Annotated in this window: 24 protein-coding genes; 19 read left to right on the top strand and 5 right to left on the bottom strand. The window is 49.4% G+C overall.

Going from position 1 to position 23,239, the window contains the following annotated elements; genetic code table 11:
• The 9 genes from HMPREF9162_RS08810 to HMPREF9162_RS08775 all read left to right on the top strand — a co-directional run bounded on the left by HMPREF9162_RS08810 (position 1) and on the right by HMPREF9162_RS08775 (position 8,119).
• Positions 1 to 414 (top strand): hypothetical protein, encoded by a 414-nt coding sequence (locus HMPREF9162_RS08810; RefSeq protein ID WP_009439009.1) that lies wholly within the window; start codon positions 1 to 3, stop codon positions 412 to 414.
• Between the two features lie 10 nt (positions 415 to 424).
• The gene (locus tag HMPREF9162_RS08805) at positions 425 to 1,333 is read left to right on the top strand and encodes a hypothetical protein (protein WP_009439089.1); all 909 of its coding nucleotides are present in this window, start codon (positions 425 to 427) and stop codon (positions 1,331 to 1,333) included.
• The gene (locus HMPREF9162_RS08800; RefSeq protein ID WP_009439019.1) at positions 1,330 to 3,024 is read left to right on the top strand and encodes a hypothetical protein; all 1,695 of its coding nucleotides are present in this window, start codon (positions 1,330 to 1,332) and stop codon (positions 3,022 to 3,024) included. Before HMPREF9162_RS08805 ends, HMPREF9162_RS08800 begins: the two co-directional genes overlap by 4 nt.
• A complete protein-coding gene (locus HMPREF9162_RS12050; protein WP_071586915.1) occupies positions 3,021 to 3,242 on the top strand; it encodes a hypothetical protein in 222 nt (73 codons plus the stop codon). Before HMPREF9162_RS08800 ends, HMPREF9162_RS12050 begins: the two co-directional genes overlap by 4 nt.
• A gap of 28 nt (positions 3,243 to 3,270) precedes the next feature.
• Positions 3,271 to 4,347, top strand: a complete 1,077-nt coding sequence (locus HMPREF9162_RS08795; protein WP_254655381.1) for a hypothetical protein — start codon at positions 3,271 to 3,273, stop codon at positions 4,345 to 4,347.
• Positions 4,347 to 4,739 (top strand): holin family protein, encoded by a 393-nt coding sequence (locus HMPREF9162_RS08790; RefSeq protein ID WP_037350539.1) that lies wholly within the window; start codon positions 4,347 to 4,349, stop codon positions 4,737 to 4,739. Before HMPREF9162_RS08795 ends, HMPREF9162_RS08790 begins: the two co-directional genes overlap by 1 nt.
• Before the next feature lie 110 nt (positions 4,740 to 4,849).
• On the top strand, positions 4,850 to 5,035 hold the full coding sequence (locus tag HMPREF9162_RS08785; protein ID WP_009439068.1) for an SHOCT domain-containing protein: 186 nt from the start codon (positions 4,850 to 4,852) through the stop codon (positions 5,033 to 5,035).
• A gap of 34 nt (positions 5,036 to 5,069) precedes the next feature.
• On the top strand, positions 5,070 to 6,563 hold the full coding sequence (locus HMPREF9162_RS08780; RefSeq protein ID WP_037350515.1) for a recombinase family protein: 1,494 nt from the start codon (positions 5,070 to 5,072) through the stop codon (positions 6,561 to 6,563).
• Positions 6,548 to 8,119, top strand: coding sequence for a recombinase family protein (locus HMPREF9162_RS08775; RefSeq protein ID WP_009439074.1), 1,572 nt, complete (start codon positions 6,548 to 6,550; stop codon positions 8,117 to 8,119). Before HMPREF9162_RS08780 ends, HMPREF9162_RS08775 begins: the two co-directional genes overlap by 16 nt.
• Before the next feature lie 231 nt (positions 8,120 to 8,350).
• On the opposite strand, the gene HMPREF9162_RS08770 is transcribed toward HMPREF9162_RS08775, so the two are convergent.
• Both HMPREF9162_RS08770 and HMPREF9162_RS08765 read right to left on the bottom strand, forming a co-directional pair.
• Positions 8,351 to 8,860: a cysteine hydrolase family protein gene (locus tag HMPREF9162_RS08770; RefSeq protein ID WP_037350512.1), complete on the bottom strand. Its 510-nt coding sequence runs from the start codon at positions 8,858 to 8,860 to the stop codon at positions 8,351 to 8,353.
• 39 nt (positions 8,861 to 8,899) lie between these two features.
• Positions 8,900 to 9,232 (bottom strand): hypothetical protein, encoded by a 333-nt coding sequence (locus tag HMPREF9162_RS08765; protein ID WP_254655380.1) that lies wholly within the window; start codon positions 9,230 to 9,232, stop codon positions 8,900 to 8,902.
• A gap of 510 nt (positions 9,233 to 9,742) precedes the next feature.
• Between HMPREF9162_RS08765 and HMPREF9162_RS12510 the strand changes: the two genes are divergently transcribed.
• The 10 genes from HMPREF9162_RS12510 (at position 9,743) to HMPREF9162_RS08725 (ending at position 18,554) form a co-directional block, all read left to right on the top strand.
• Positions 9,743 to 10,501 (top strand): hypothetical protein, encoded by a 759-nt coding sequence (locus HMPREF9162_RS12510; protein ID WP_009439033.1) that lies wholly within the window; start codon positions 9,743 to 9,745, stop codon positions 10,499 to 10,501.
• A gap of 48 nt (positions 10,502 to 10,549) precedes the next feature.
• A complete protein-coding gene (locus HMPREF9162_RS08755) occupies positions 10,550 to 11,164 on the top strand; it encodes a TNT domain-containing protein (RefSeq protein ID WP_009439020.1) in 615 nt (204 codons plus the stop codon).
• A gap of 104 nt (positions 11,165 to 11,268) precedes the next feature.
• Positions 11,269 to 12,435: an MFS transporter gene (locus HMPREF9162_RS08750; protein ID WP_009439053.1), complete on the top strand. Its 1,167-nt coding sequence runs from the start codon at positions 11,269 to 11,271 to the stop codon at positions 12,433 to 12,435.
• A gap of 646 nt (positions 12,436 to 13,081) precedes the next feature.
• Positions 13,082 to 13,204, top strand: coding sequence for a PD-(D/E)XK nuclease family protein (locus HMPREF9162_RS12960; RefSeq protein WP_083801394.1), 123 nt, complete (start codon positions 13,082 to 13,084; stop codon positions 13,202 to 13,204).
• An 18-nt stretch (positions 13,205 to 13,222) separates the two neighbouring features.
• Complete coding sequence (locus HMPREF9162_RS12380; protein WP_009439095.1) at positions 13,223 to 13,411, top strand: hypothetical protein; 189 nt, start codon at positions 13,223 to 13,225, stop codon at positions 13,409 to 13,411.
• Between the two features lie 74 nt (positions 13,412 to 13,485).
• The gene (locus tag HMPREF9162_RS12030) at positions 13,486 to 13,854 is read left to right on the top strand and encodes a TIGR02328 family protein (protein ID WP_009349417.1); all 369 of its coding nucleotides are present in this window, start codon (positions 13,486 to 13,488) and stop codon (positions 13,852 to 13,854) included.
• Between the two features lie 47 nt (positions 13,855 to 13,901).
• The gene (locus HMPREF9162_RS12375; RefSeq protein ID WP_139057092.1) at positions 13,902 to 14,360 is read left to right on the top strand and encodes a hypothetical protein; all 459 of its coding nucleotides are present in this window, start codon (positions 13,902 to 13,904) and stop codon (positions 14,358 to 14,360) included.
• A 176-nt stretch (positions 14,361 to 14,536) separates the two neighbouring features.
• Positions 14,537 to 15,727, top strand: coding sequence for a Na+/H+ antiporter NhaA (nhaA, locus tag HMPREF9162_RS08735; protein ID WP_009439081.1), 1,191 nt, complete (start codon positions 14,537 to 14,539; stop codon positions 15,725 to 15,727).
• A 117-nt stretch (positions 15,728 to 15,844) separates the two neighbouring features.
• The gene (locus HMPREF9162_RS08730; RefSeq protein ID WP_009439090.1) at positions 15,845 to 17,182 is read left to right on the top strand and encodes a DUF389 domain-containing protein; all 1,338 of its coding nucleotides are present in this window, start codon (positions 15,845 to 15,847) and stop codon (positions 17,180 to 17,182) included.
• Positions 17,183 to 17,456: 274 nt separating this feature from the next.
• Positions 17,457 to 18,554 carry a YifB family Mg chelatase-like AAA ATPase gene (locus tag HMPREF9162_RS08725; RefSeq protein ID WP_009439013.1) on the top strand — a complete coding sequence of 366 codons (1,098 nt, stop codon included), beginning with the start codon at positions 17,457 to 17,459 and terminating at the stop codon, positions 18,552 to 18,554.
• A 252-nt stretch (positions 18,555 to 18,806) separates the two neighbouring features.
• Here HMPREF9162_RS08725 and HMPREF9162_RS08720 read toward each other — a convergent pair whose 3' ends face one another.
• From HMPREF9162_RS08720 to HMPREF9162_RS08715, 3 genes are all read right to left on the bottom strand, one after another.
• Entirely contained in the window at positions 18,807 to 19,718 is a 912-nt protein-coding gene (locus HMPREF9162_RS08720; RefSeq protein WP_037350507.1) for an ORF6N domain-containing protein, read from the bottom strand.
• A 61-nt stretch (positions 19,719 to 19,779) separates the two neighbouring features.
• A complete protein-coding gene (locus tag HMPREF9162_RS12025; protein ID WP_254655382.1) occupies positions 19,780 to 20,040 on the bottom strand; it encodes an ORF6N domain-containing protein in 261 nt (86 codons plus the stop codon).
• Between the two features lie 291 nt (positions 20,041 to 20,331).
• Positions 20,332 to 22,938 (bottom strand): NACHT domain-containing NTPase, encoded by a 2,607-nt coding sequence (locus HMPREF9162_RS08715; protein WP_009439030.1) that lies wholly within the window; start codon positions 22,936 to 22,938, stop codon positions 20,332 to 20,334.
• Positions 22,939 to 23,239 lie beyond the last annotated feature (301 nt).

Genomic DNA, 23,239 nt, shown 5'->3' with positions numbered 1-23,239 from the left:
ATGGCAGAACTCCTGCATATCTATATGAACAATCCAACCGAGGGCGGCAAGGACGGGACGGAGGTCAGCTCCGGCACGGAACTTTCGCCCATCTCCGTCCTCCTCGATGCGGGCAAGGGCGAGCAGAAAGCTGTCAAATGTGCCGTGCGCTGCGAGAGCGGCTTCCATATCGACGGAACCTTGACAGTCAAATTCGTCGGCGATCATGCGGATAAGTGGAAAGCGGCAATCAATAACGGATACACGACCGAGACCGCATTGGAGTCCGCCGAGTGGAAAGACAGTATCTCATTATCCAATGTCGGCGACACGAATACCGTATTTTGGGTCAAGGCACTCAGCAGTGCAGATGAGCCGCCGCAGCAGGATGTGAGCGTGGACATTCAGGCAGAGGGACTCCTAGTCTCGAATTGAGGAGGTTCGTATGACGTTCAAATACATCAATCCGGGCTATGCGGAGCTGCTCTCGGTTCGTGGAGGCACGACGGTAACAGGGGAGCAGTACAGCAAAACAGGCATATCCTTCTGGCAGCCGACCAGTGACAAAGGGCTGACGATTTCAGAATTCCCTGCAGAGCTTTACGGGAAACTGGATCTGTACTTCAAAGCACCGGAGAATGCAGACCGTGCCAAACTTACTCTGGCGATTGGGGGCTACATCATCGTTAGTGCGGAAACGTCCTGGAGCAGGTGGCGCATGAAGGGAGACAACAATAACGATACCATTGCCACTTCCGACAGCATTCGTGTAAATGCAGTCAATACCTTGTGGTTTCATGTCAAACCGGGGCAGAACAATGACGGTATCTTTCGGGCAATCCTGAACGAACGTGAGGTTTATAACAAGCAGGACTGCTCTTTTTGGTACGCCTACAGTTCCAGTGAAAAGACCATAACGATTTACAGTAGAACCGAGGATATCCTCATTTCGAATCTCATTCTCTCGGACGAGGAGATCAGTCCGAGAGAGCAGGTTATCATGCTGCCCTTCCAAGCGACGCAGACGAACATGACCGACTGCGGCGATGGAAGTTATGAGGCGACGGCGGCGAATCAGGAGATTCTGCAAACGGCCGATGTTGCCGCCCTATCCGCGCAGTATGGCGCGGACTCGCGTGTGACGGGGATTTCTCTCATCGGGAATCCTGCCTATCGCACGGCAGAAGGGCTGTGTGCTTTGACGGCGATTGAAAAGAGCGGCGGGAATATCACGGAATACGGCAGACATATCGCCGAACAGAATCCGACTTCCACCGTTATGGACACGCGCACTGTCTCCATGACGATTGCAGAACTCACGGGGCGGCAGTTCGGATGGAGAGCGGGGACATGAGCATCAAGCTGAAACCGGCCGTCTGTATTTCGTGGCTGCCGTTCGGGCGTGTTCACCTAAAACCAATCATATACGCCACGGTGACTCCCGTATTCCGTCAACCCGTGCAGGTGAACGGAGATACGTCGCGCCGTCTCAACGCATCCATTTCTTCTCGTTCAGATACCCTACGCGATATTCGGATTGTCAAGAAAATCACGGTAACGGGCGACACCGAGCGGCGCATTGGTCGCTGTGGTACGGTTCTCGTAGATACGAAGCGGACACTCATTAAGCAGTCACGGATTCTTGCAGATACGAGGATAGAGATTCCTCATACACTGACCTATGCAGAGTTCAAGGAGCGGGGGATTCGCTCGTTCTCTGTGACGCTCGGTGAACTCAGTCTTTCCGATAACATCCAACTTGAAACGGTGAATCCTCTCCCCATCGGCTCGAACGTCCAAGGTCGGGTGATGGATTATGCCTTCCGTTTTCTCGTCGAGGAAACGAGTCAGTGCGGCATCGTGCAGTCCGTCAAGGGAACGTACAGTAAGGACACGCTCCTTTACACGCCCATCCATATCTACGTCGAGTGGGCGAAGGTGTCGCGCTATGCTGCTGAGATTGCCGCAGCACTCGGGCTTCGACTGCATCGTTTGACCGATGATTTCACGCCGTCGCAGAACTTCGAGGGGAGTGGAATGACGTATCATGACTTCATCTCCGCGCTCTTCGGCTGGACAGCGAAACTGCCGCAGCAGCAGATCAACGTATTCATTCGTGGAGATACGCTCCACATCATTCAGCGCGGCATGGAGGAGACTGTCATTGACATTACGAACTGGCCGCACGCACAGCCGACCATCGAGCGGAAACTCCTGCGCTCCGTCTGGCACAGCGCGAACAACAATCATGAAAGTGGAGCGCACAACGAGGAGGAAACATCTCCCATTCCTTTCACCGGCACGATTTCCTTCAAAGAGATCAGCCGCACTTACTCCAACGGCTTTCTCGTCCGTGAGACGAATGAGAACGGCTACAGCACCTATACCTACGATGGGGAGTATCTCGCGGAGAAGCGCACGCATAATGTGGACGGCTCCACAAGCCGCACGGATTACGCATACGCCACTACGGGGCGTGACGTGTATCTCTTCAAGGAGTGGGAGCGTACCACAGAGGCGGTCAATGACGGGAAAAAGCATACGGAATATGACTGGGAGGATTGGAGCAACGAGAAGGGGACGGAGCGCATCACCTACCATGCGCCGCTTGGCTACGGATGGTATGCGACCACGGTTTACGTCGATGGCGTATTGGAGGGGAGCAGTTTGTCGCAGGGAAAGCCCGGCGGCAAGGCAAGTCAGTTCACCGTCGAGCAGTCGAATCTCAGCCTTGGTGCTCATTACGCCAGTGACGATACACTGCCGTATTCTTCTCTCATCGACACCGAATTTCCCGTTGTGGGCTTGGAGTATTTACAGACGCTGACGAGAGCGATTGAATGGCTCAACCGCAAGACGCAAGAGACAGTTACGGTGGAGATTCGCGCACGGATTCAAAACGGCATCCCGGACATTGACCACATCGTCGATTTCACCGAGCGCATCCGCTTCGAAGGACACGAATACTTCTTGCAGTCGAACACGGTGGAACTTATGCCGCGCCTTCTGCGGCAGACGATCAAGATGGTGAGGTGGTGCGGATGAACGGCATTATGGGGCTTGCAGCGGCAATCCGAGCAGGACTGAGAAAAGGAAGTACTCAGGAATCTCGCGCACAGCGCGGAAGGATTCAGAATGGACGTGTTCATATCGGCGAGCGGTCGTATCCCTTCCGTGCGGCAGTGGACTGCAATACGTCAGAGGGCAGTTTGGTGTGGGTACAGATTTCAAGGGGTGGTACCGCCGTAATCGTGGGAGCGTGAGACGATGCACAGGGCTAGAGTGAAAGCAGTGCGCGGAAATCGGGTGCTTGCAGATGGCGTATGGCTTACCTGTATTGGGAATCGGACAGTCTATCCAGGCGAATGGATCTGGACGGACGGTCGCTGTGTCTACGGGCATGAAGCTGAGGGCGGCAGCAACTACATTCCGACGAATGTTCTTTCCGGCATACCGCTCCTCCAACTCAAGTGGACAGATCACAAAGAGCGGATGCGCTATTCGTATTATGCGAAGGGCAAACTGCATGAACTGGGCTTTGGAAAAGATGCCGGGTGGATGGTCAATCACGGTGACCGTTTTGCATTCCTGAAGACAGGGCTGCTCGATATCGAGATGGATGCGCGGGGAAATGTCTATACACTTGAGGACGCGAACGTCCTTGTGGATTCTATCCTTGGGGCAGAGGTGCATGATGGTGTTTCCCATGTCAGATGCAATGGGGAGATTATTGCCACATACGATCTTGAGAAAGCATTTGGCACCCCTCCTGTGGACGATCCATATGATCACTATACCTGCCGACCGCTCGAAGGACGGGTGGATCAGCAAGGAAGATTCAAATTGCTCATATGGCATCAAGTATCGCGGAAGCTGTGGGATGGGACTTGGATCAGCTCCGAGCGCCATGTGGTCTTTGACGGCACGAACATCGAACCGTGGAGCGAGGAATCCAAAACATCGTGGAAAGATCCTGTTACCGGTGAAACACAACGATCTCACACGAAATGGATTGCACCGGATTACAGTGTCCGCTTTCCCATCTATGACGGGATGTATATGCTTTTGCCAAGCGATAGGAATTTTATGGGGGGCTCCGGCAAATGCAGCACCCCTATCTATAACGCGCAGGATGAGTTGATTATGAAGATTGATACGCATGCAGGAGGACGCGTGAATGTTTGTCCCTTGGGTAAGGAGAAATATCTGGTCAGTATGGTGCCCAGTTCCATCTTGGGCAATGAAACCTCTGAACTGTACCTATGGGAAGACGGAAAACTGACGCATCTGATGCGTGGCTGTCTGAACCGCCGTCTGCGCAGGATGGATCATATCAATAAATGGAAGAAAGCAGGAGGTTTTCGATGATGGATCAGATTTTGACGATACGTCTCTATGCGGCGGGCATTGGCATCGTAGTCGGGGAGTTCCTTGGCAGTTTCGACGATCTGCTCTATGCCCTCGTCGCATTTGTGGCAACGGATTACGTTACAGGTGTTCTCCGTGCGATTGTGGAGAAGAAACTGTCGAGTGCGATAGGCTTCAAGGGGATTTGCAAGAAAGTCTGCATTTTCACCCTTGTGGGCGTGGCAAATGTGTTAGATGTTCACATCATTGGAAGCGGATGCGTCCTGCGTTCCGCCGTGATCTTCTTCTACATCTCGAATGAGGGAATCTCCATCATCGAGAACGCAGCACGAATGGGGCTTCCTGTACCGCAGAAACTGCAGGACATGATGCATAGTCTTAAAAATCAGTAGGATACATAACAACTTCAACGCCCGGCGGCTTACCGTCGGGTTATTTTTTTACTTCTTGGGTGACCAAAAGTGCCGTTTTTGTCTGCTGCTTCATGAAGGGAGATGTTGAAATGAGCAAGGAAGAAGGGCTTCGGGAAATGACGTATCAGATGGTGACGCGTGCTTCATGGAAAATGCTGCGGAGCGGGCTTTTGTCAGAAGACGAGTATCTTGCCTTTGAAGCGAAGATGTGCGAAAAATATCGTCCCGTCATTGGACTTCTATTTTCAGATATTGACTTGCTATCGTGCGGATAGTACGGGAATATGGGAGTGGAAAGGAGTGAGCACCATGAAGATACGAAGAGTCCAACAAACTCAGACATTGCAGAAAAAGCTGCGTGTGGCTGCCTATGCCCGCGTCTCTGTGGATACGCTTCACCACTCCCTTGCGGCGCAGGTCAGTTACTACAGCAGTCTCATCCAGAAAAATCCCGCATGGGAATACGCAGGCGTGTATGCGGACGAAGGTATCACAGGCACAAGTACCGCGCATCGGACGGAGTTCAAACGGCTGATCGCGGACTGCAACGCCGGGAAGATTGATTTGGTGCTCGTCAAAAGCATCAGCCGTTTTGCCCGTGACACCGTGGATTGCCTTCATACCGTTCGACAGTTGAAAGAGAAGGGGATTGCCGTTCGTTTCGAGCGCGAGAACATTGATTCCACATCCGAAGACGGAGAACTCCTCTTGACGCTGCTCGCATCTTTTGCACAGGAAGAGAGCAGGAGTATCGGCGACAACATTCGGTGGGGCGTGCGGCGACGATTCGCCGAGGGGATTCCGAACGGGAATAAAGCACCTTACGGCTACCGATGGGACGGAGAGATGTTCCGCATTGTTCCTGCCGAGGGCAAGATCGTCAAGGAGATTTTCCGTAGATACCTTGCAGGAGAATCTGCCTATTTCATCGCAAAGACACTCGCGGGACACGGAATCATGGGATGGCAGGGGAGACCAATCGAGCAGACCACAGTAAAGGATATTCTCTCCAACATCTCCTACACTGGAACAATGGCACTGCAGAAAAACTACATCAGCGAGGGGCATATCCGCAAGCGGAATAAAGGTGAGCTGCCCATGTATCTGGTGGATGGCGTGTTCGAGCCGCTCGTGAGCAAGGATGATTTCGATAAGGCGCAGGAGATACGGAAACGGAGAGCCGCGCAGTCTGGCAATCGGAATCCTGTGTTGATGCCGTTTTCCGGCATGGTGAAATGCGGGTGCTGCGGAGGCGGCTTCAGCAGAAGAACCGCCGGGAAGTACAAACGGTGGGGATGTAACACAAGGGAGCGGAAAGGCAGCACTGCTTGTGACAGCCGTCCAATCAAGGAGGAGGAGCTTGTTGCTGCGGTCAGAGCCGTCATGGAGAAGGATGATTTCGATACCGCTGAACTCAGACGCAAGGTGTCCAAGATTGTCATTCATGGTGATCGAATCGACTTCCATCTCGTCAACGGGCGCATAAAAAAGATTGCCCGAATCTACACAGGGCAGCGCGGCAGCAATCCCTTCACCAACAAAGTTTACTGTGCCTCCTGCGGCAGCAAGTGTGAGCGTGACACTTGGACGAAGGGGACAAAGGTGTGGTCTTGCAGTCAGCCGCGCACAAAATGCCAACTGAGGAGATTGCCCGAATCCGAGATGAGGGAAGCTGCGGCATCCTTCTCTGGCAATGGCTACGAGGGCAAGATTGTGCAGAACGTCGAGCGGATCACCATATCCGATGATACAGTGCTTTTCCATTTGAAAGAAGGAGGCGCATACCGATGGCAAAGACAGTGAGGGTCATCACTGCCAGTCCTAAAATCTTTCGCTCTGAGGTTACGGCAGAACCAAGACGGCGCAGAACGGCAGGATATGCCAGAGTTTCGACCGATCATGAAGAACAGGCTTCCAGTTACGAAATGCAGATGGCGCATTACAAGAACTACATTGAGAGCCGCGCAGACTGGGATTTCGTCGGCATGTATTCGGACGAGGGAATCAGCGGCACCAACACAAAGAAGCGTGACGGCTTCAACCAGATGATCGAGGATGCCCTTGCAGGCAAGATTGATCTTATCATCACAAAATCCGTCAGCCGTTTTGCAAGAAACACAGTAGATTCGCTGCAGAATGTCCGAAAACTCAAGGAAAACGGTGTAGAGATTTACTTTGAAAAAGAGAACATTTGGACGTTCGACACGCGCGGAGAACTCCTTATAACGATTATGTCCAGCCTAGCTCAGGAGGAAAGCCGCAGCATCTCGGAGAACACCACATGGGGCAAGCGCAAGCAGTTCGCTGAGGGCAAGACCAGTGTGGGCTACAGTGCATTCCTCGGCTATGACAAGGATTTCAAAATCAACGAGGAACAGGCGAAAGTGGTGAAGCTCATCTACAAACTCTTCCTCGGCGGGCGATCCTTCTATGCCATCACCAAGGAGTTGGAGAAGCGGGGCATCAAATCCCCGTCGGGAAAGGATAAGTGGTATATTTCCACCGTGCGCTCCATCCTTACAAATGAGAAGTATCGCGGTGATGCGCTGATCCAGAAAGAGTATACGGCGGACTTTCTCGATAAGACGAGACGGAAGAATACAGGTGAGATTCCACAGTACTATGTGGAAGAACATCACGAGGCGATTATCCCGCCGGACTTGTTCGACTTTGTGCAATCGGAGATAAAGCGTAGAGAGCAGAATGGCAAGCACAGCGGTGTGAGCATCTTCGCGAACAAAATCAAATGCGGATGCTGCGGCGGTTGGTACGGGGCAAAGGTCTGGCACTCCACGGATAAGTACCGTAGGGTCATCTACCGCTGCAACAAGAAATATGCCCACAAGGGAAAGCCGTGCGGCACGAGGCACTTGACGGAGGAGGAGATCAAACGAATTTTCGTCAAGGCTCTGAACTCTTTGGTGGAAGTCAAAGAGAACGTGATTGGGGAACTTCGGTCATTGATTGACGACATTTGCCGGACGGAAGAGATGATCGAGGAACACGATAGAGCAGAGCAGGAACTTGGCGTTTTGGCAGAACGGCTTGAAACACTGATTCGTGAGAATGCAAGGGTGGCACAGGATCAGACAGCGTATCTGAAACAGGAGAATGAGATTCGCGCACGCTATCTGGAAAAGCAGGGACATATAGCGAGGTTGGACGAGCGAATTGCCGAGAGGGAGAGTAAGAGAAAGACCTTGGATGGAATGATACGGATGATCTGTGGCATCAATGGGGAGCAGGTCGAGTTTGATGAAGATTTATGGGGCGGACTGCTCGATCACATCTGTGTGGAGGAGGACGGGCAGATTGTTGTTGTTTTCAAGGGCGGGATTGAGATTGGCGTGGGAGGATAACTCATTTTATGGCATGCTTTTTATGAGAAAATTTTGATTTATAAATAGTACAGATTTCAGAGCTAAGGAAGCACTGATAAATTCAGCCGCGCCATCTTGACGGACTTCATTTTATCAGTGATCCCTATATCAAAATTTTCAACCTATTATAACATAAATTCTGAAATAAAACAGAAGGGACTATTGCACACAGATAAAAACTTCGTGCAAAAGTCCCTTCAAAAATCTCACTCAGTGCACCTCCACCTGACACATCCGCATCGCGGCGAGAGCGTTCCTGTGGCTCTCGGGGGTGACGCCCGCACAGCAGGAGGCATCGACGCTGATGCGTTTCTCGGGATGAAACGCCTTCGCGATGAGGGCGTTGGAGATGACGCAGATGTCGGTGCACAGACCAACGAACTCGATTTCGTCGTAGTCCGTGAGGATGGCAGGGAGGTTCGTTGCACCGAAGGTGGGTTTTTCGACGACGGCTGCCGCCTCTCGGACAAACGGCTGCAATGGCTCCGCGATCTGCCAGCCCACCGTGCCACGGATGCAGTGTTCGACAGGTAGCTTCTGCCCCTCCTGGGTCGCGAGGTAGTCTGCGCCGTGCGTGTCCATGGTGAAAATGAATGCTGTCCCCTGCTCTCCTGTGAGCTTCGCCACGAGGCGCGGCAGCATCTCCTGTGCCTCAGGTGTTCCGAGCGCCCCGTCAATAAAGTCATTCTGCATATCCACGACAACGATTGCCTTGTGCATGATCGGTTCCTCCATATCCATGTAATCACGATCATTATATCATATATGCACAAGAAAAGCGTCCTCTCCATCGGAAAGGACGCTGCGCGGCAGGAGATTCTCACGTATTCTTTGCGATGATCGCGCCAATGACGGCACCGGCAATAATCGCTGTATTGACGCTGCCCTGTGAATACTTCTTGCCGCCTTTGCGGGACTTGCGTTTTCCCCCCATGCGAGCTGCTGCACATCCGCACGCCCGTCAAGACGCTCGAATGCCGCGGGTGTCACGCGCTGATCTGCGCGGGGCGCACTTGCGGAGACCTCGGCAACGCCCGCCACGCCATAGCTCATGGCACCGATTAGGGCGGCAATCGCGGTTCTCTTCATCATGTTCGTTGTCATCATATGAATCACATCCTTTTTGTCGGCAGACCATGATCTCTTCCCGTTACAGTGAGATCATACCGCACATGGATGGGAAACGGATTCGATGGGCGTTCGAGCTTTTTAAGACTTACTTCTAATTTTTTGTGTGTGCATAAAAATTGATTGAGGTCGGCTGAAATGTATCCTATGCCTGATATTGTCAAGAACAGTTGACAAATTTCTCACAAGGGAACGACCGTTTAAGTGGTTGCGGCAATGGAGTCATATTACGGGAAATTACTTTTGTGATGGAATGGAGTGTGGATATGTCAATCATTTTGAATTTGATTGTTTTACCGATCATGGCACTGTTTTATGCGATATATGATATGTGGCTGCGGAGTCAGAGGGGGAGATGGGCAAATGGTGGGCGAATATCGCTTTACAACGTAGCGTCCGAAGGGGCGGTGACTTGTAGCAGATGTGTAACGGGGTTGTGAGATTGATTGCAGAAACTTTATAAGGAGAGTATTTATGCCATTGGATGAGGTTATTGATTTAGTATTGGATGGTAACAGCGTATTGTTTTTGGGCTCTGGTTTTTCGGTCGGTGCTGTTAATAAGCGCGGAGAAAAGTTTTTGACCGGCGAGGAACTGAAACGTTACTTTGCGAAAAAATGTGAAGAGCTGAGCGATGAGGAGTATGTAAGGTATAATCTGGCGGATATTACCCAATATTATATAGATCAGGCGGCATCTTGCTCTGAAAAAGAGAGGCGAAAACAGAATCTGATTCACGATCTGCAAGACTTGTTTTGCGTTTCCTGTGTTGAGGACTATCATAATGTTATTTTATCCGTCCCGTGGAAACGGATCTATACAACGAATTATGATGATGTCGTTGAGGTCTCATCTAAAAGCCACGGGAATGAGAGAGTGCCGATTGTTTTGTCTGAGTCGATTCAGCAATATGTCAAGAAGAATATATGTGTGCACTTAAATGGATATATAAAAGAGCTTTCGGTACAAACCATTAAGGAAGCACTGATCAATTCAGCTTGTGTCTCTTGCCGCATCTTTTTTGCCCACACTTCGGCGGAACATCCTCCACAGAGCTCTGCTCTGCGTCCGGTTTTCCTCGTTGTTCGGACGAAAAATCTACGCCAATCTGAGAGGCTGTTGTATCAGCGATTCCCTAAAAACAATTTGTGCTCTCTTCTCTCTATTATAGACGAAAATGCGACGGAGCGCACTGTAGTAAATGACAGCTTGACAAAATTTTTATTGATATAATATGATGTAAATATCGAATCATTTGATATTTCGGAAAGGAGCATTCCCATGACAACCAGATTCCCCATCCGCCTCATTGCTGCCGCACTCTTCGCTCTGGCTGCCGTTCTCGGTGTACCGAACGCACAGGACGCATCGCCCTCCCTCGGCACGCCCGTCGCTGCGGCGCAGGAGGCACAGACAGAGCCGCGCTACTGGCAGATGTACTACAACTTCGCCCCACCGACGGATGCATTCATCGCAGAGCTTGCGGCAGAGCAGGGTGTCGCCTATACCCCGGGCAAGAAGGGTGAGGCACGTTTCTATGGCGATGACGGCCGCCCGATCTACCCGAGCAACGACGGCGCTGTCGGCGTGATCGTGACCATCACACTGCCCGCAGGCGACGTGCTGACGCGCTACGGGAAGCCGACAGGACGCTATGTCTCGCCCGACGGCATAACCTTCGAGCAACGATCGTTGCCGAGCACGACCAGCGAGGGCGATTTCCACGTCTACTGTGTCGACCGCAGCATTGACGGTGTGCAGAAAGGGAAGATCGCACCGTGGTTTGGTCGCCTGGGCGGCGGCATCCAGTACAAACTCCCCGACCGCATCGTGCATCTGATGGAGGCCTCCTTCCTACACGAGTTGGACTTAGTCGAGGAGAACGAGGCGGCATAATACACGAGCTGCTATAGAACGAATTTTCCGACTGCACTTCTTCTTGTATTCCTCCCGCTTTTTTTCTATAATGGAAAGAATTCTACACGGATAGGGGTGCTCTCATGAAGATTCCAATGCGTCAATATATGGCGCTGTTCGGCATTACGATTGCGGCATTTATCTTTAACACATCCGAGTTCATACCGATCGCCCTGCTCATCGATATCTCGGAGTCGTTCTCCATGACGGAAGCAGCGACGGGGCAGATGATCACGATCTATGCGTGGGTGGTTGCTCTGCTCTCACTGCCGCTCATGCTGCTGACCTGCCGTATGGAGCTGAAGCGGCTTCTGCTCCTCATGGTCGCGCTCTTTGGCATCGGGCAGCTCGTCTCGGGACTCGCGACGAGCTATGATATGCTGCTCGGCGCACGCATCATCGTCGCCTGTGCGCATTCGATTTTCTGGTCGATTGCCGCACCTCTTGCGACGTGTCTCGTGACGCGCGAGCATCGGCCAACAGCACTCAGCATGATTGTGACGGGCAGCTCCGTCGCGACGATTGTCGGGCTTCCGCTCGGGCGTGTGATCGGCCTCGCGGCAGGATGGCGCATGACGTTCCTGCTGCTCGCCCTGGTTGCCGTCATTGCGTTTGTCTATCTCGCACTTCTCCTGCCGAAACGGGCACCGGGAGAGGGCTTCACCATCGGCGAACTGCCGTCGCTCGTCCGCCAGCCTGCGCTTGCGTGCATTTACATCATGACGGCACTCTTTGCAACGGCGTACTTCACGATGTACAGCTACATCGAACCGTTCCTGCACAGTGTCGCGGCGTTCTCGCCTGATCTGATTACGACGGCACTCATGCTGCTCGGCGTCAGCGGCATCGCCGCGAGCCTCGTTTTCTCCAGGATGTATGGAAGGCGTCGCTTTTTCCTGCTGCGCTGGTGTCTCGTTGGAGTCGCGGCCATGCTCTTCCTCTGGCAGGCAGCATCCATCTCCGTCGGCACGATGATCGTACTCACGATGCTGCTCGGGATGCTCGCAACACTCTACAACACGATGTTCCAGGCAGAGGTTCTCGCCACTGTCCCGCGCGACGCATCGACCGTTGCGACGTCGATCTACTCGGGCATCTTCAACCTCGGCATCGGCAGCGGAACATACATCGGCGGGCTCGCGGCGGGGGACGGCCACCTCGCTCACATCGGCTACATCGGCGCGGCGATTGCCGGCGCTGCAGCCCTTCTTTGCCGCTACGTCTATGTGAGAGACGTGCAGGGGAGATAAGCTCATACACAAAAAAGTCCCGCTGCATTCGGAGACAACCGAATGCGGCGGGACTTTTTGAGGAGCGCAAGGAGTGATAGGATGAAGCTGCCATCGTGTGTCCTGCCCTTTTTCTACTCTCGTACGATAAGGGAAGCACTGATAAATTCAGCCACGCCATCTTGACGCATCTTTTTTGCCCGCACTGCGTCGGCAAATCCTCCACATAGCTTTGGCTATGCGTCCGGTTTGCCTCCTTGTTCGGACGAAAAAATCTACGCCAATCTGACGGACTTCATTTTATCAGCGATTCCCTAAGAAAAAAAGAGAGAATTCATTTATCCATAGTTGGGGGTTGGATACTCTTTTTTGTGCAAAGAATTATTAGGAACATGACTTGCTTTATGTTATAATTTGATCATATTGAAAGTTCTTTGATGATTTGCAAATAATTTTATCCATCCCACAATATGTCCATGCGAAGGATTATGATAGTAATAGATCAGAGAATCCTTTCACTTGAAATTTACGTTTACGACGAAATGGCTAAAATTGCGGAGGATAAGTATCGACGATATTCTATCAATTATGGAGACATATATAGTGAATGAGGAGATAATTTATTCCCCACAAATTAATGAGCTTTTGCAGTCGGCTTGTTCTATAGTTGCTCCCCCCCAAAGAGGTTGATGAATACAATATTTTTTCTGTGCTTGAAATTTCTGATAAAGAAGATATTATGTGCAGAATGTTAGCTGACTTGCTTAATCCCAGAGGGCAACATGGATAGGGGGCTATTTTTCTGTATGTGTTTTTAGAATATATAGTAGGGATAAAAGAGAAAGGAAAACTAGAAGAATATACAAACGGTGTTTTTGTGAAAAAAGAATATTCTACAAAATGTGATGATAATCCAAGTGGGCAAACAGATTTGGCGGTAGATTCAAAAAAAGACGATGGCAGAATTGATATTGTAATTTATAGGCTAAAAGTTTAACGAGAACTTGCGACAATTAAACTTGCAATTTGCCTTACAAAAACCCTTGACCACAACATTAACAGGAGAACAATATGAGACTATGGCATGAAAAACTTATCCACTTATTGCCTAAAAATCAGCTTCTTGGACAACATAGGGAATGTTGTGCTCTGAGGGGCAATGGATGGAAAAAGAGACATAAAACTGTGGACTATGTGTTTACATATTCCCCGTATCATCTTTTTATTTACCATGTATTGGTTATGGAGGAGATGGAAAAAAGAGGATATAATGTTTCTGCGGAATGGAAAGATAAAAATTATAGAGGAAGGACAGCAGAAAAGTACGATAATCTTAAAGAGGAAATTATAAGCAGTCCAATTTACAAAGAGCATAATATTGAATATCTGGCTGATTGCATAGAAAATTTGAGAGGTAAAGGTATACATTTAAAAGTATAGAAGTTGTGGAGGAGTAAGCGGAAGCCATAGGAGAACTCCTTCTTGGCATGGTCGTAGAGGCGGGCGAAAAGCTCCACCTTTTTGGAGCGGGCGCGATGGTAGATGGAATCGTCAAGGATGAGCACGTTAATGCGATCTGCATGAGTCAGGGGAGCGAGCGTGTCATAGATGATGGCGGCGGCAATCTCTGTCGTGAATCTGCGCCAGTGGATTCGGCAAGAGTTCATGAAGCGGTAGAACGTATCCTTGCCAAAAGGCATGGCGGTACGCTGGAGATGCATCTGCGTGTAGACGGAACGCTGCTGGAACACCATGCGGAAAACCAGCAGGAAGATGCTAAGGACAGGGACGCCGCGAAGCTTGTACGCATTTGCCGTACGGAGGATGCGACTGACTTGATAGCGACGGAAAAAGACCTGCATTTTCTTAGAAAGCAGTTCCTCGTCTTGGTGGTTTTGTGTTATACTGTTCATAGCATGAGCCTCCATTGGATGTTTTTTGTTTGACACTTAAAATTATACCAAATGGATGTCGCTCATGCTATTTTATTTGCCAAGACGATAGATATTTCAAGGGTTACAGCAGATTATTCATCTGCGAAGTTTGAGTAAATAAAAGAGAAAGTGTTTACTTCATATGGTTATGTTACAATCATACAAGGTTTTGGAAGGAATGGAGCTTTATGAAACAACAGATCTCATATAACTTCGCACCCCTTTTATCTTTTTTTCGTCACGAGGCAGCCAGTGGCATCCTCCTGCTGCTCTTTGCATTGATTGCTATTGCTCTCGCGAACAGTCCGCTGGCCGGGCGCTACACCGAAGCTCTCGCATGGGTACCGATCGATGGGCCAACGGCGTGGCATCTCGACCTCTCAATACTGCTCTGGGTCAATGACGGTTTGATGGCGGTATTTTTCTTTGTTATCGGACTGGAGATCAAGCGTGAGATTTTCTTCGGTGAGCTGCAGTCGCTTTCGGCGACCATTCTGCCCATCGCTGCTGCAATCGGCGGCGTTGTCGTTCCGGCACTTATCTATGTCGCCGTCAACGCAGGCGGCTCTCCCGAAGCAATGGCCGGATGGGGCATTCCGATGGCGACCGATATTGCATTCTCCCTCGGCATTCTCTCCATCGCTGCACGTAGCGCACCAATTTCCGTTGTTATTTTTCTGACTGCACTTGCAATTGTCGATGATCTCGGCGCAATTCTCGTCATAGCGCTCTTCTATACAAGCTCATTCTCCCTGCCTGCTCTGCTCGCGGGGATTGTTGCGCTTCTGGCGGCATTCGTTCTGAATCGTTGCGTGAGACGCAGTACTTCCGCCTATATTGTTGTCGGTATGATCGCGTGGTTCGCATTTCTCAATGCAGGCATTCATCCGACCGTCGCAGGCGTTGCGCTTGCCTTTGCCATCCCCGTTGATCGCGCAAACCCTGAGCAGTCCATGCTCTATGTCCTCGAGCATCGTCTCGAACCGTGGTCGGCATACGTCATCATGCCGATTTTCGCCCTTGCCAACGCGGGCGTTGTCCTGCCGGGGGGTCTTTCTGTACTCGCCGAGCCGATCGCTCTTGGTATCGTTCTCGGTCTTGTTGTCGGCAAGCCGCTCGGTATCTGCGGAGCCGTTCTCCTGCTGAATAAAGTCTTTCGTCTGCCTCTTCCATCCAATCTGCACATTGGTCACATCGTCGGCGCGGGCTGTCTTGCCGGCATCGGTTTTACTATGTCTCTCTTCATCTCATCGCTCGCTTTCCCGGATTTTGCACATCTTTCTACGGCAAAGCTCGGCATCATCGTAGCATCGCTCATCTCGGGCATTGTCGGTGCATCAATTTTCCTTGTACTCGGACGACGCTCCTCTGCGGCATGAGTACGTTGTCACAACCAATAGAAAACAAGTGTTTGATGATTCTTGGCGAAAGATAAATTCCATAGAGATGAAGGAGATGATTTGTTTGATTTTGGATAAGCTAAAAAATTTTTTGACTTGCATGGAGACATTGCGTCAATACAGGAAATTACAGAGCGGATCAACGCTGGCGTTCAGTTTCGGGGGACGAATCTCAGTGTCCTGATGCTGGCGATCTTCATTGCCTCCATCGGTCTCAATATGAACAGTACGGCAGTCATTATCGGCGCGATGCTGATCTCTCCGCTGATGGGGTCGATCCTTGGGATTGGCTATGGACTTGCTCGTTATGACGGCACATATATCCGTTCCAGCGCAGGGAGTCTGTTCGCCCAAGTGTTCATTTCGGTGGCCACATCGACGCTTTATTTTTCCCTCACCCCCATAGATACACCCTCGCCGGAACTGCTTGCACGGACATCGCCGACCATCTGGGATGTTTTGATCGCGGTCTTTGGCGGTCTCGCGGGCATCATCGGCGTAACCCGCAAAGAAGGTGGGAATGTCATTCCCGGTGTTGCGATTGCGACGGCACTTATGCCGCCTCTCTGTACCGCAGGGTATGGCATTGCCACGGGCGTGACGGCGTACACCGTGGGGGCGCTCTATCTGTTCTTTATCAACAGTTTCTTTATTTGCCTGACGGCATTCATCGTCCTGAAAATCATAGATATCCCCTCCAAGGTCGAGCGGGACTCCGTGGAATTTTCAAGACAGAAACGCTATTTGCTGACCGCTGCCATACTTGTCACATTGCCCAGCTGTTTTTTTGCATATCAGAGCGTGCAGGAAAATCTGGAGAACGAGCAGGCAAAGAGTTATATTGAGGAGAATTTCAAAGCACCGCCCCGTCTGGCAATCTCCTATACGTTGGACAACGAGAAGAAAATGCTGACGGTATTTACGAGTGCCGGAATACCGGAGGACGACTTGGCGGCATTGACGGAAAAGCTGCATGAAAAGACACATCTCAGACCGTTCCAACTGGAGGTCTTTTCTGCGGAGACAGTGGAAGAGCGAGAAAAGATGGAGGCGATGATTGAGCGGAGACTCCGCGAGGTTGAAAAAAGAGCCATTCCCTCCGTGCAGGAACAGCAGACTGTGACCGCACTCAAGTCTGCCCGCGAGGAAAGCGAGAAGCAGGGCACCTACATATTGGACTGGAATCGTGAGGCACGTATCGTATTTCCGCAAATCTCACGCATCGCCGTCGGGAGTGTACACGCCCCGGATCCGGCGGCGAATAAAGCGGCGTCTCTGCGTGAAACGCACATTGCGTTCGTATATCTCCAAGCCGATCTGGACGAAGCATCGCGTGCGCGTCTGACCGAATGGATTTCTGCCAAAGCACAGCATCGTGTAGAAGTACACTTCCTCCCCGAAGTCCCTGCAGCAGAGGAAAACAAGGGGACGTAATCCGTGTCTGAGGAAGAAATTCGTATATCGTAAAGAAAAAAACGGGACTACAACCGTTCAGATTGTGTAACTCGGTGTGTTTTCATGGGGAAGCGCATGAAAAACAAAGTGTACCTTTTTCCGGATAGGTTTCCAAGTTCATAACACACAGCAGAGATTCCATTCGCTCTACCTAGCGTCTGGAATCTCTCTTTCTTTTGCAAAGAATCATTAGCCATCTTCCCCTATCCTGTGTTATAATTTTCTTATATTTGAAACGTAGGAGGGAAGGCCGTTGTTTGCAAAGACTTATGGTGCGACGACCCTCGGGATCGATGGACGGATTATCGACGTTGAGGTGGATGTGTCGCCCGGGCTGCCGGGCTTTGAGCTGGTCGGGCTTCCCGATACGTCGGTGAAGGAGTCGAAGGAGCGGGTACGGACGGCAATTCGGAACTCCGGCATTCAGCTGCGGCAGGAGCGTGTGACGGTCAATCTTGCACCCGCCGATGTGCGAAAGGACAGTTCTGGGCTTGATCTGCCGATTGCGGTTGGTCTCCTTGCATCCTACGGTATGGTTCCGGAGACGGCGGTGCATAACGCGCTCTTCTCGGCAGAGCTTTCCCTCGATGGGAACTGCCGTCCGATCAGCGGCATTCTCCCGATGGCGATTACGGCGCGGGAACATGGGCTGACAGAGTTTTACGTTGCACCGTCGAATGCAGACGAGGCACTCCTTATTGACGGGCTGAAGGTCTTTGCAGTAGAGAATCTGGCACAGCTTGTGCGTCATTTGACAGGCACGGAGACGCTGACTCCCGCTGTGCCACAAGGAACAGAGCAGAAAAAGGATGCCGCTTTCACCGATGACTTTGCGGACGTTCAGGGACAGTATCAGGCGAAACGTGCGCTTGAGATTGCAGCGGCAGGAGGGCACAATGTCCTCATGGTTGGCGTGCCCGGTTCGGGCAAGACAATGCTTGCGCGCCGCATGAGTTCGATCCTGCCCGAACTGACGAAGGAAGAAGCCATCGAGATCACAAAGATCTACAGTATTTCGGGATTGCTCGGCAAGGATACAGGGCTTGTGACGACGCGTCCCTTCCGCAGTCCGCATCATACCTCCTCGACGGTGGCGATGATCGGCGGCGGGAGCATCCCACGTCCGGGCGAGGTGACACTCGCGCATCACGGCGTTCTCTTTCTCGACGAGCTGCCGGAGTTCAGCAAGAAGACGCTTGAGGTGCTGCGCGAACCGATTGAGGATCGCCAGATTACGGTATCGCGTGCCAACGCAACGCTGACCTTTCCCTCTAGTATCATTTTGGTAGCGGCAATGAACGAAGTAACGTCGATAACGATACAATGTGGTGATGAACGAGAAGCGGCTTGATACTCCATCGAATTATACGAATTGGTGGGGAAAGCTAAAGGAGACTGTAGGGGTGAGTACATAGAAGTTCCCTCACAGATTTTTATTTTTTGGGGAAATTATTGCACGATTTATGGATAACAATTTCGCATAGAACTCACACTCAAAAACGGCGCGTAGCTTTTAGCTACACGCCGTTCGGTTTATTTTGATTTTCTTCATGCTTTCGATGGTTTTTTCTGCATTGCCGTCTCACCGAACTGTGAATGTATTTCACAAATGTGCCAGAAGTTCCTGTAGGAGTGCCTCATCTTGCAAAAGCGTGATGGCAAAACACTTCTTTCCGGCATCTTTGAGCGATGCGCCAATGTGATATGCCTCTTGGTGGTCAAGAATAAGGAAACGGTCGTGAAAGGCGTTGGTGTGATTGATGGTAAGCGCTGGATATTGGCTGTTGAAGGTCGCAACATCTGCTGCCGTCAATCTCGTATTGTTGAATGTGTGGATTTCCACGGAAACATTAGCTTGTTTTTTTGCCAACAGATTGAGCGTCCCTATATCCACATAGCCGTCAATGAGAATGATGTCCTTGGTAGCCTTTTGAATCAAGCTCGCCAACAAGCTAAAGGCATCGTAGATTTGTCCGTTGAAGAATATCTTTTGGTTGGACTCTGTATGAGTGTGTATGAAATCAAATATCTGCTCGAATTTTTCATCGGCTTCTTTTTGATAGGTGAGTTGTTTTAGCTCCATTCGCTCTATGCGCTCGAAAAGATGGGCATTGCTGGCGATGAAATGCCGCATCTCAACAAAAGCCCGCATAATGCCGATGCTGACCTCTATGGCGACATCACTTCTCAGTACCCCGGACAGCATGGAAATCCCTTGCTCGGTGTAGACATAGGGGAGATAGCGTCTGCCGCCATGCACAGTGTCACTTGAAATCCCAATTTGGGATTTCAAGATTTCAAACTCATCTTCTGTGAGTTGAAAGCGAAAATCCTCTGGAAAGCGACGAGCGTTGCGGGCTACATTACGGTTCAGTATCCTTGTTTCTACCTGATAAAGCCGCGCCAAATCTGAGTCTAGCATGACTTGAATGCCACGAACGGTGTATACCAAATTCCGTATGTGGCTTGTGTCTATCGGCGCTATGGATGTCTGATCAAGGGCTTTTTCACTCATAAAAGTTCCTTTCCTTTTGAGGTGCCAAATTGGGATCTCAAATTTTGCTGGTGAATAGCAATTAACCAAATTTTCTTGAGGTAGCCTTTACTAGTTCTACAGAAATATTCCTGCAGAGAATTGCTGACAGCATAGCTATGCTCTGTTCGGTAAAGGCGTAAGGCGGGATTCGCTGCCCGCCATGTGCGGAACTTGACATCACAATTCGTGATGTCAAGTTTGCCTCCTCCTTGGTTAACTGGAAGCAATATCTTTCGGGAAATCTTTTCTGATTCCGCTTCACAGCCTGATTCAGAACCCGTGTCTCCACTTGGTAGAGCATAGCAAGATCGCTGGCAAGCATCACCTGTTGATTACGTAGTGTAAATAAATCGGCTGATATTTGGAGTGTCCGTGGCCGACGAGATGGACACTGGTTGAATTTCTTTCATGATGCTTTACCTCCTCGATAATTGGTGTGTTGCATCCCTCGGTTTTTTTATGTAGCTGGGCATGAGAAGGAAAAATTAGCTTCTCCCTTACACAAGTTGTTATACGTTATTGGAACTTCCTGCCTGTGCGCTTATTGAAGTGATAAACAGAAACTTGGAATAGGGGGAGTGCGAAGTTTTAGCTACTGAAACAAATCAAACAAATCGTCGCCAATAGTTTGCTCCTTATCAATGAGTTCCTGCATATATGCTCTAACGGCTAAAAACTCTGCCCTTATTGGAAAATCATCACTTTCAAGTAAGTGGATAGTATCTTCATGTTTCTCTGGCTTTCTTAGGATGGCCTCGATATCAATTTCATAATATCTTCCGATGACCTCAGGCTCTCCGAAGTACTCCTCATATTCCCAAGGTACATCATCCTTGTTTATCAGAGTACCCGATTCGAACTCAGGGGATTTATAATCTGAATCCAGATACACCCATTCGTCCAAAAGATATTCATCCTCTTGTGGTAATTCATCAAAGTCCAACGTCGCAGCTATATCTTGGATTCTGATAATAGCATTGTAAATAAAGGAGTTTGGTTCATTGTCAATCAGTAGGTTTGTTTCACCGCTTTCGTAGGACAGCGTAGGATACAATTTCTCAAGAAAGGTCCAATAACCATTTTCAGCATCACACATCTCGAAGAGTGATTGTAAAAATGGAGAGAATATATACTCTTCAATTTTCTCCGGGATCATGTCATACAGCATATTGAATGTCTGATCTGAATAGTGACGGCGATTCTTGTTTTCAAAAAAATCCCCAATTGCTTTCAACGTCTTATCTTTTTGCTTTGAAAAGTACAAGGCGCAGAAATATTCTTGGAAAGAGCGATGGGTGAAATGATACTTTCCGTTCTCATAAAACATAAGGCACATATTTTCAACGATGTCATCTCTGAAATCTGATGCCGTAACCCTATGCTGTTCTTTTGTGCGTTCGTGCAGACTGTTAAAATACTGATCAAACAGAAGATCCGTGAATTCAAACTTCTCATCACGATAGCTTCGTGCGCAGAACTCAGCAAAATAGTCTGCAAACCGATCTGCAGTCAATCCTGTCTTTAAGACGCGTTTGTATGCTCCTTTGCTTGCATCGTGTTTTTGGGATAATGTGATGTATGCCTCTCTGTAAAAAATATGCATTTTTGATGGAATCTCTGCAAATTGCTCATACGTCATAAGCATGATGGTGAGAAGGAGTGGATTTTCGGTGAACTCCATATGTGTACGAAATAGGGTGTTATCTAATTCATTTCGGAAATTCGCCTTGATTGCCGGCTCGTCCGGTCTAAAATCCAACTTGTCAATCAGTGAAAGTGCCTGTTCTTTAGTAAATGGGCAGAGGTTGAGTACGGTAAATCTATGAAGGGATATAAATGCTCCGGCTGGGCGAGAGGATATGACGAACATGTTATCGGTGTACTTGTCGGCAAAAAATTCAAGGTCATGTTCGAACTTCTTCCTACAGTCTGATTTTATTTCATCTAAGCCATCAAACAGTAGCAAGCACGATCCATGTGAGAGTAGTTTTGAGAGGTCGTTTAGTTTTTTAGATCCACCGAGACCCTCAAATTTTTCAAAAATGTAATCCAATAAGCTGTCATAGGAATCACTGTAGTCCTTCAAAGGAATAAAGATAGGAATTTTCCCAAACTCATCAAAATGCTCTATGGAATCCAAAAGAAGGTGACGCATCATCATCGATTTTCCGAGACCGCCCGTACCGGAAATCAAGATGAAATTTGAACACTCGTGCAGTAATTGTGCTGTACTGTTTTCTATAATTTTCGTTTGGTAACGGTTCTTTTTAATATAGATCCTTTGCTCGATATTGTTGCAGATGTAAAAGTTATAAAACTCCACAGGTGCATCGTTATAAAGAAGGGTCTTCAATTTATTGTATTTTTCACGAGTATTTTTAAGATAAGCACGGTATTCGTCTTGGGGAGAACGCATTTTTCTCCGAACCGCCCAATCAAGCTCAAAATTGCTAGACCTCTTATCGACCAGAACCTTACGTGATCTGATGGAATCTTTCTGATTGTCTGATACAGATCCGTCGACCTGAATTATATGGACAGAAACATTATTGTCCCAGTTCTTTCCAACCTCTGAATTAAACTTGCGCCTTGCTCTCTTTACAGTAGGTCTATCATGCCACGACTCAATAGTAGTTGCACCAACGGTGTTATCTGCTCGGTTCAATAAAATGAAATGCCAAATACCAAGAAGGAACGGCTGCAGGTCGATGTTCTGCGCCGTGAACATATGGTTTTTATCCATTGGATGACCGTTTTGGTCAACGTAGAATATTTCATCTGTGATACTGGGATCTCGGCTGATCGTATCGAGAATGGCACGAACGAGCCAGCTCCCCATGTTTTTCTCATCGATAAAAGACGATGAAAATTGGCACATGCGCTGAAGAGGGGAAGAAAAAGTCTTTTTTATCTCACGGTCAAACGTGTGAATGAGCTCTTCTTTATCGAATGGAAGATATTCATTGGCAGAGAGCCTGCACGCTTTATATGAAGAAGTATGGGTTCGGATCGAACGTCCCGCAGGAGAAATATAGTCGGGGAAAGCCACACGGATAAGTCCTTCAAGAACTTCACTGTCATTCAGACCGTCCTTTTCGCCAACCGCATTTTTCCTGGCGGCGGTTCTCTGTTTTCTTGCCTGAAGAAGAAGGGTGAAGAAGGTACCGCCGCACAATGTGTATTCTTTGTTTTCCAGCATAAAAATACCTCATTTGCAAGTATTGACACTATTAACGCAGTTGACGCTATTGACTGCCGTTCACTGTTTACAGCAACACTATTGTATATAGGATGAGCCTCAGAGATTGAATCTCTGGGGCTTTATTTTTTGACGATTGTGCATGTATCAATTATATCACGGCTTTTCTGATTTTATAAGGAAAAATTCTAATCAAAAAGCGGTGACCAAATCGGATGTATGTGTCCGCTCCTATGTAGAGAAAGATTTTTAAGGTGGTGGTAGGAAGATTCAAATTCGGTTTCCCTAAGTAAGTCAATCT

This window comes from Selenomonas sp. oral taxon 137 str. F0430 (assembly GCF_000183625.1).
Taxonomy (GTDB): Bacteria; Bacillota; Negativicutes; order Selenomonadales; family Selenomonadaceae; genus Centipeda; species Centipeda artemidis.
The sequence above is the reverse complement of the archived record's forward strand: the minus strand, read 5'-3'. Positions and strand labels throughout refer to the sequence as shown.

Bases quoted from the DNA above. Each gene is read 5' to 3' on its own strand.
- HMPREF9162_RS12025 (WP_254655382.1), bottom strand. From the start codon at position 20,040: ATGCTCTACCAAGTGGAGACACGGGTTCTGAATCAGGCTGTGAAGCGG.
- HMPREF9162_RS12050 (WP_071586915.1), top strand. From the start codon at position 3,021: ATGAACGGCATTATGGGGCTTGCAGCGGCAATCCGAGCAGGACTGAGA.
- HMPREF9162_RS08765 (WP_254655380.1), bottom strand. From the start codon at position 9,232: ATGATGAAGAGAACCGCGATTGCCGCCCTAATCGGTGCCATGAGCTAT.
- HMPREF9162_RS08810 (WP_009439009.1), top strand. From the start codon at position 1: ATGGCAGAACTCCTGCATATCTATATGAACAATCCAACCGAGGGCGGC.
- HMPREF9162_RS08720 (WP_037350507.1), bottom strand. From the start codon at position 19,718: ATGAGTGAAAAAGCCCTTGATCAGACATCCATAGCGCCGATAGACACA.
- nhaA (WP_009439081.1), top strand. From the start codon at position 14,537: ATGAAACAACAGATCTCATATAACTTCGCACCCCTTTTATCTTTTTTT.
- HMPREF9162_RS08790 (WP_037350539.1), top strand. From the start codon at position 4,347: ATGGATCAGATTTTGACGATACGTCTCTATGCGGCGGGCATTGGCATC.
- HMPREF9162_RS08755 (WP_009439020.1), top strand. From the start codon at position 10,550: ATGACAACCAGATTCCCCATCCGCCTCATTGCTGCCGCACTCTTCGCT.
- HMPREF9162_RS08715 (WP_009439030.1), bottom strand. From the start codon at position 22,938: ATGCTGGAAAACAAAGAATACACATTGTGCGGCGGTACCTTCTTCACC.
- HMPREF9162_RS08800 (WP_009439019.1), top strand. From the start codon at position 1,330: ATGAGCATCAAGCTGAAACCGGCCGTCTGTATTTCGTGGCTGCCGTTC.
- HMPREF9162_RS08785 (WP_009439068.1), top strand. From the start codon at position 4,850: ATGAGCAAGGAAGAAGGGCTTCGGGAAATGACGTATCAGATGGTGACG.
- HMPREF9162_RS12510 (WP_009439033.1), top strand. From the start codon at position 9,743: ATGCCATTGGATGAGGTTATTGATTTAGTATTGGATGGTAACAGCGTA.
- HMPREF9162_RS12375 (WP_139057092.1), top strand. From the start codon at position 13,902: ATGGTCGTAGAGGCGGGCGAAAAGCTCCACCTTTTTGGAGCGGGCGCG.
- HMPREF9162_RS08775 (WP_009439074.1), top strand. From the start codon at position 6,548: ATGGCAAAGACAGTGAGGGTCATCACTGCCAGTCCTAAAATCTTTCGC.
- HMPREF9162_RS08750 (WP_009439053.1), top strand. From the start codon at position 11,269: ATGAAGATTCCAATGCGTCAATATATGGCGCTGTTCGGCATTACGATT.
- HMPREF9162_RS08780 (WP_037350515.1), top strand. From the start codon at position 5,070: ATGAAGATACGAAGAGTCCAACAAACTCAGACATTGCAGAAAAAGCTG.
- HMPREF9162_RS12030 (WP_009349417.1), top strand. From the start codon at position 13,486: ATGAGACTATGGCATGAAAAACTTATCCACTTATTGCCTAAAAATCAG.
- HMPREF9162_RS08770 (WP_037350512.1), bottom strand. From the start codon at position 8,860: ATGCACAAGGCAATCGTTGTCGTGGATATGCAGAATGACTTTATTGAC.
- HMPREF9162_RS08805 (WP_009439089.1), top strand. From the start codon at position 425: ATGACGTTCAAATACATCAATCCGGGCTATGCGGAGCTGCTCTCGGTT.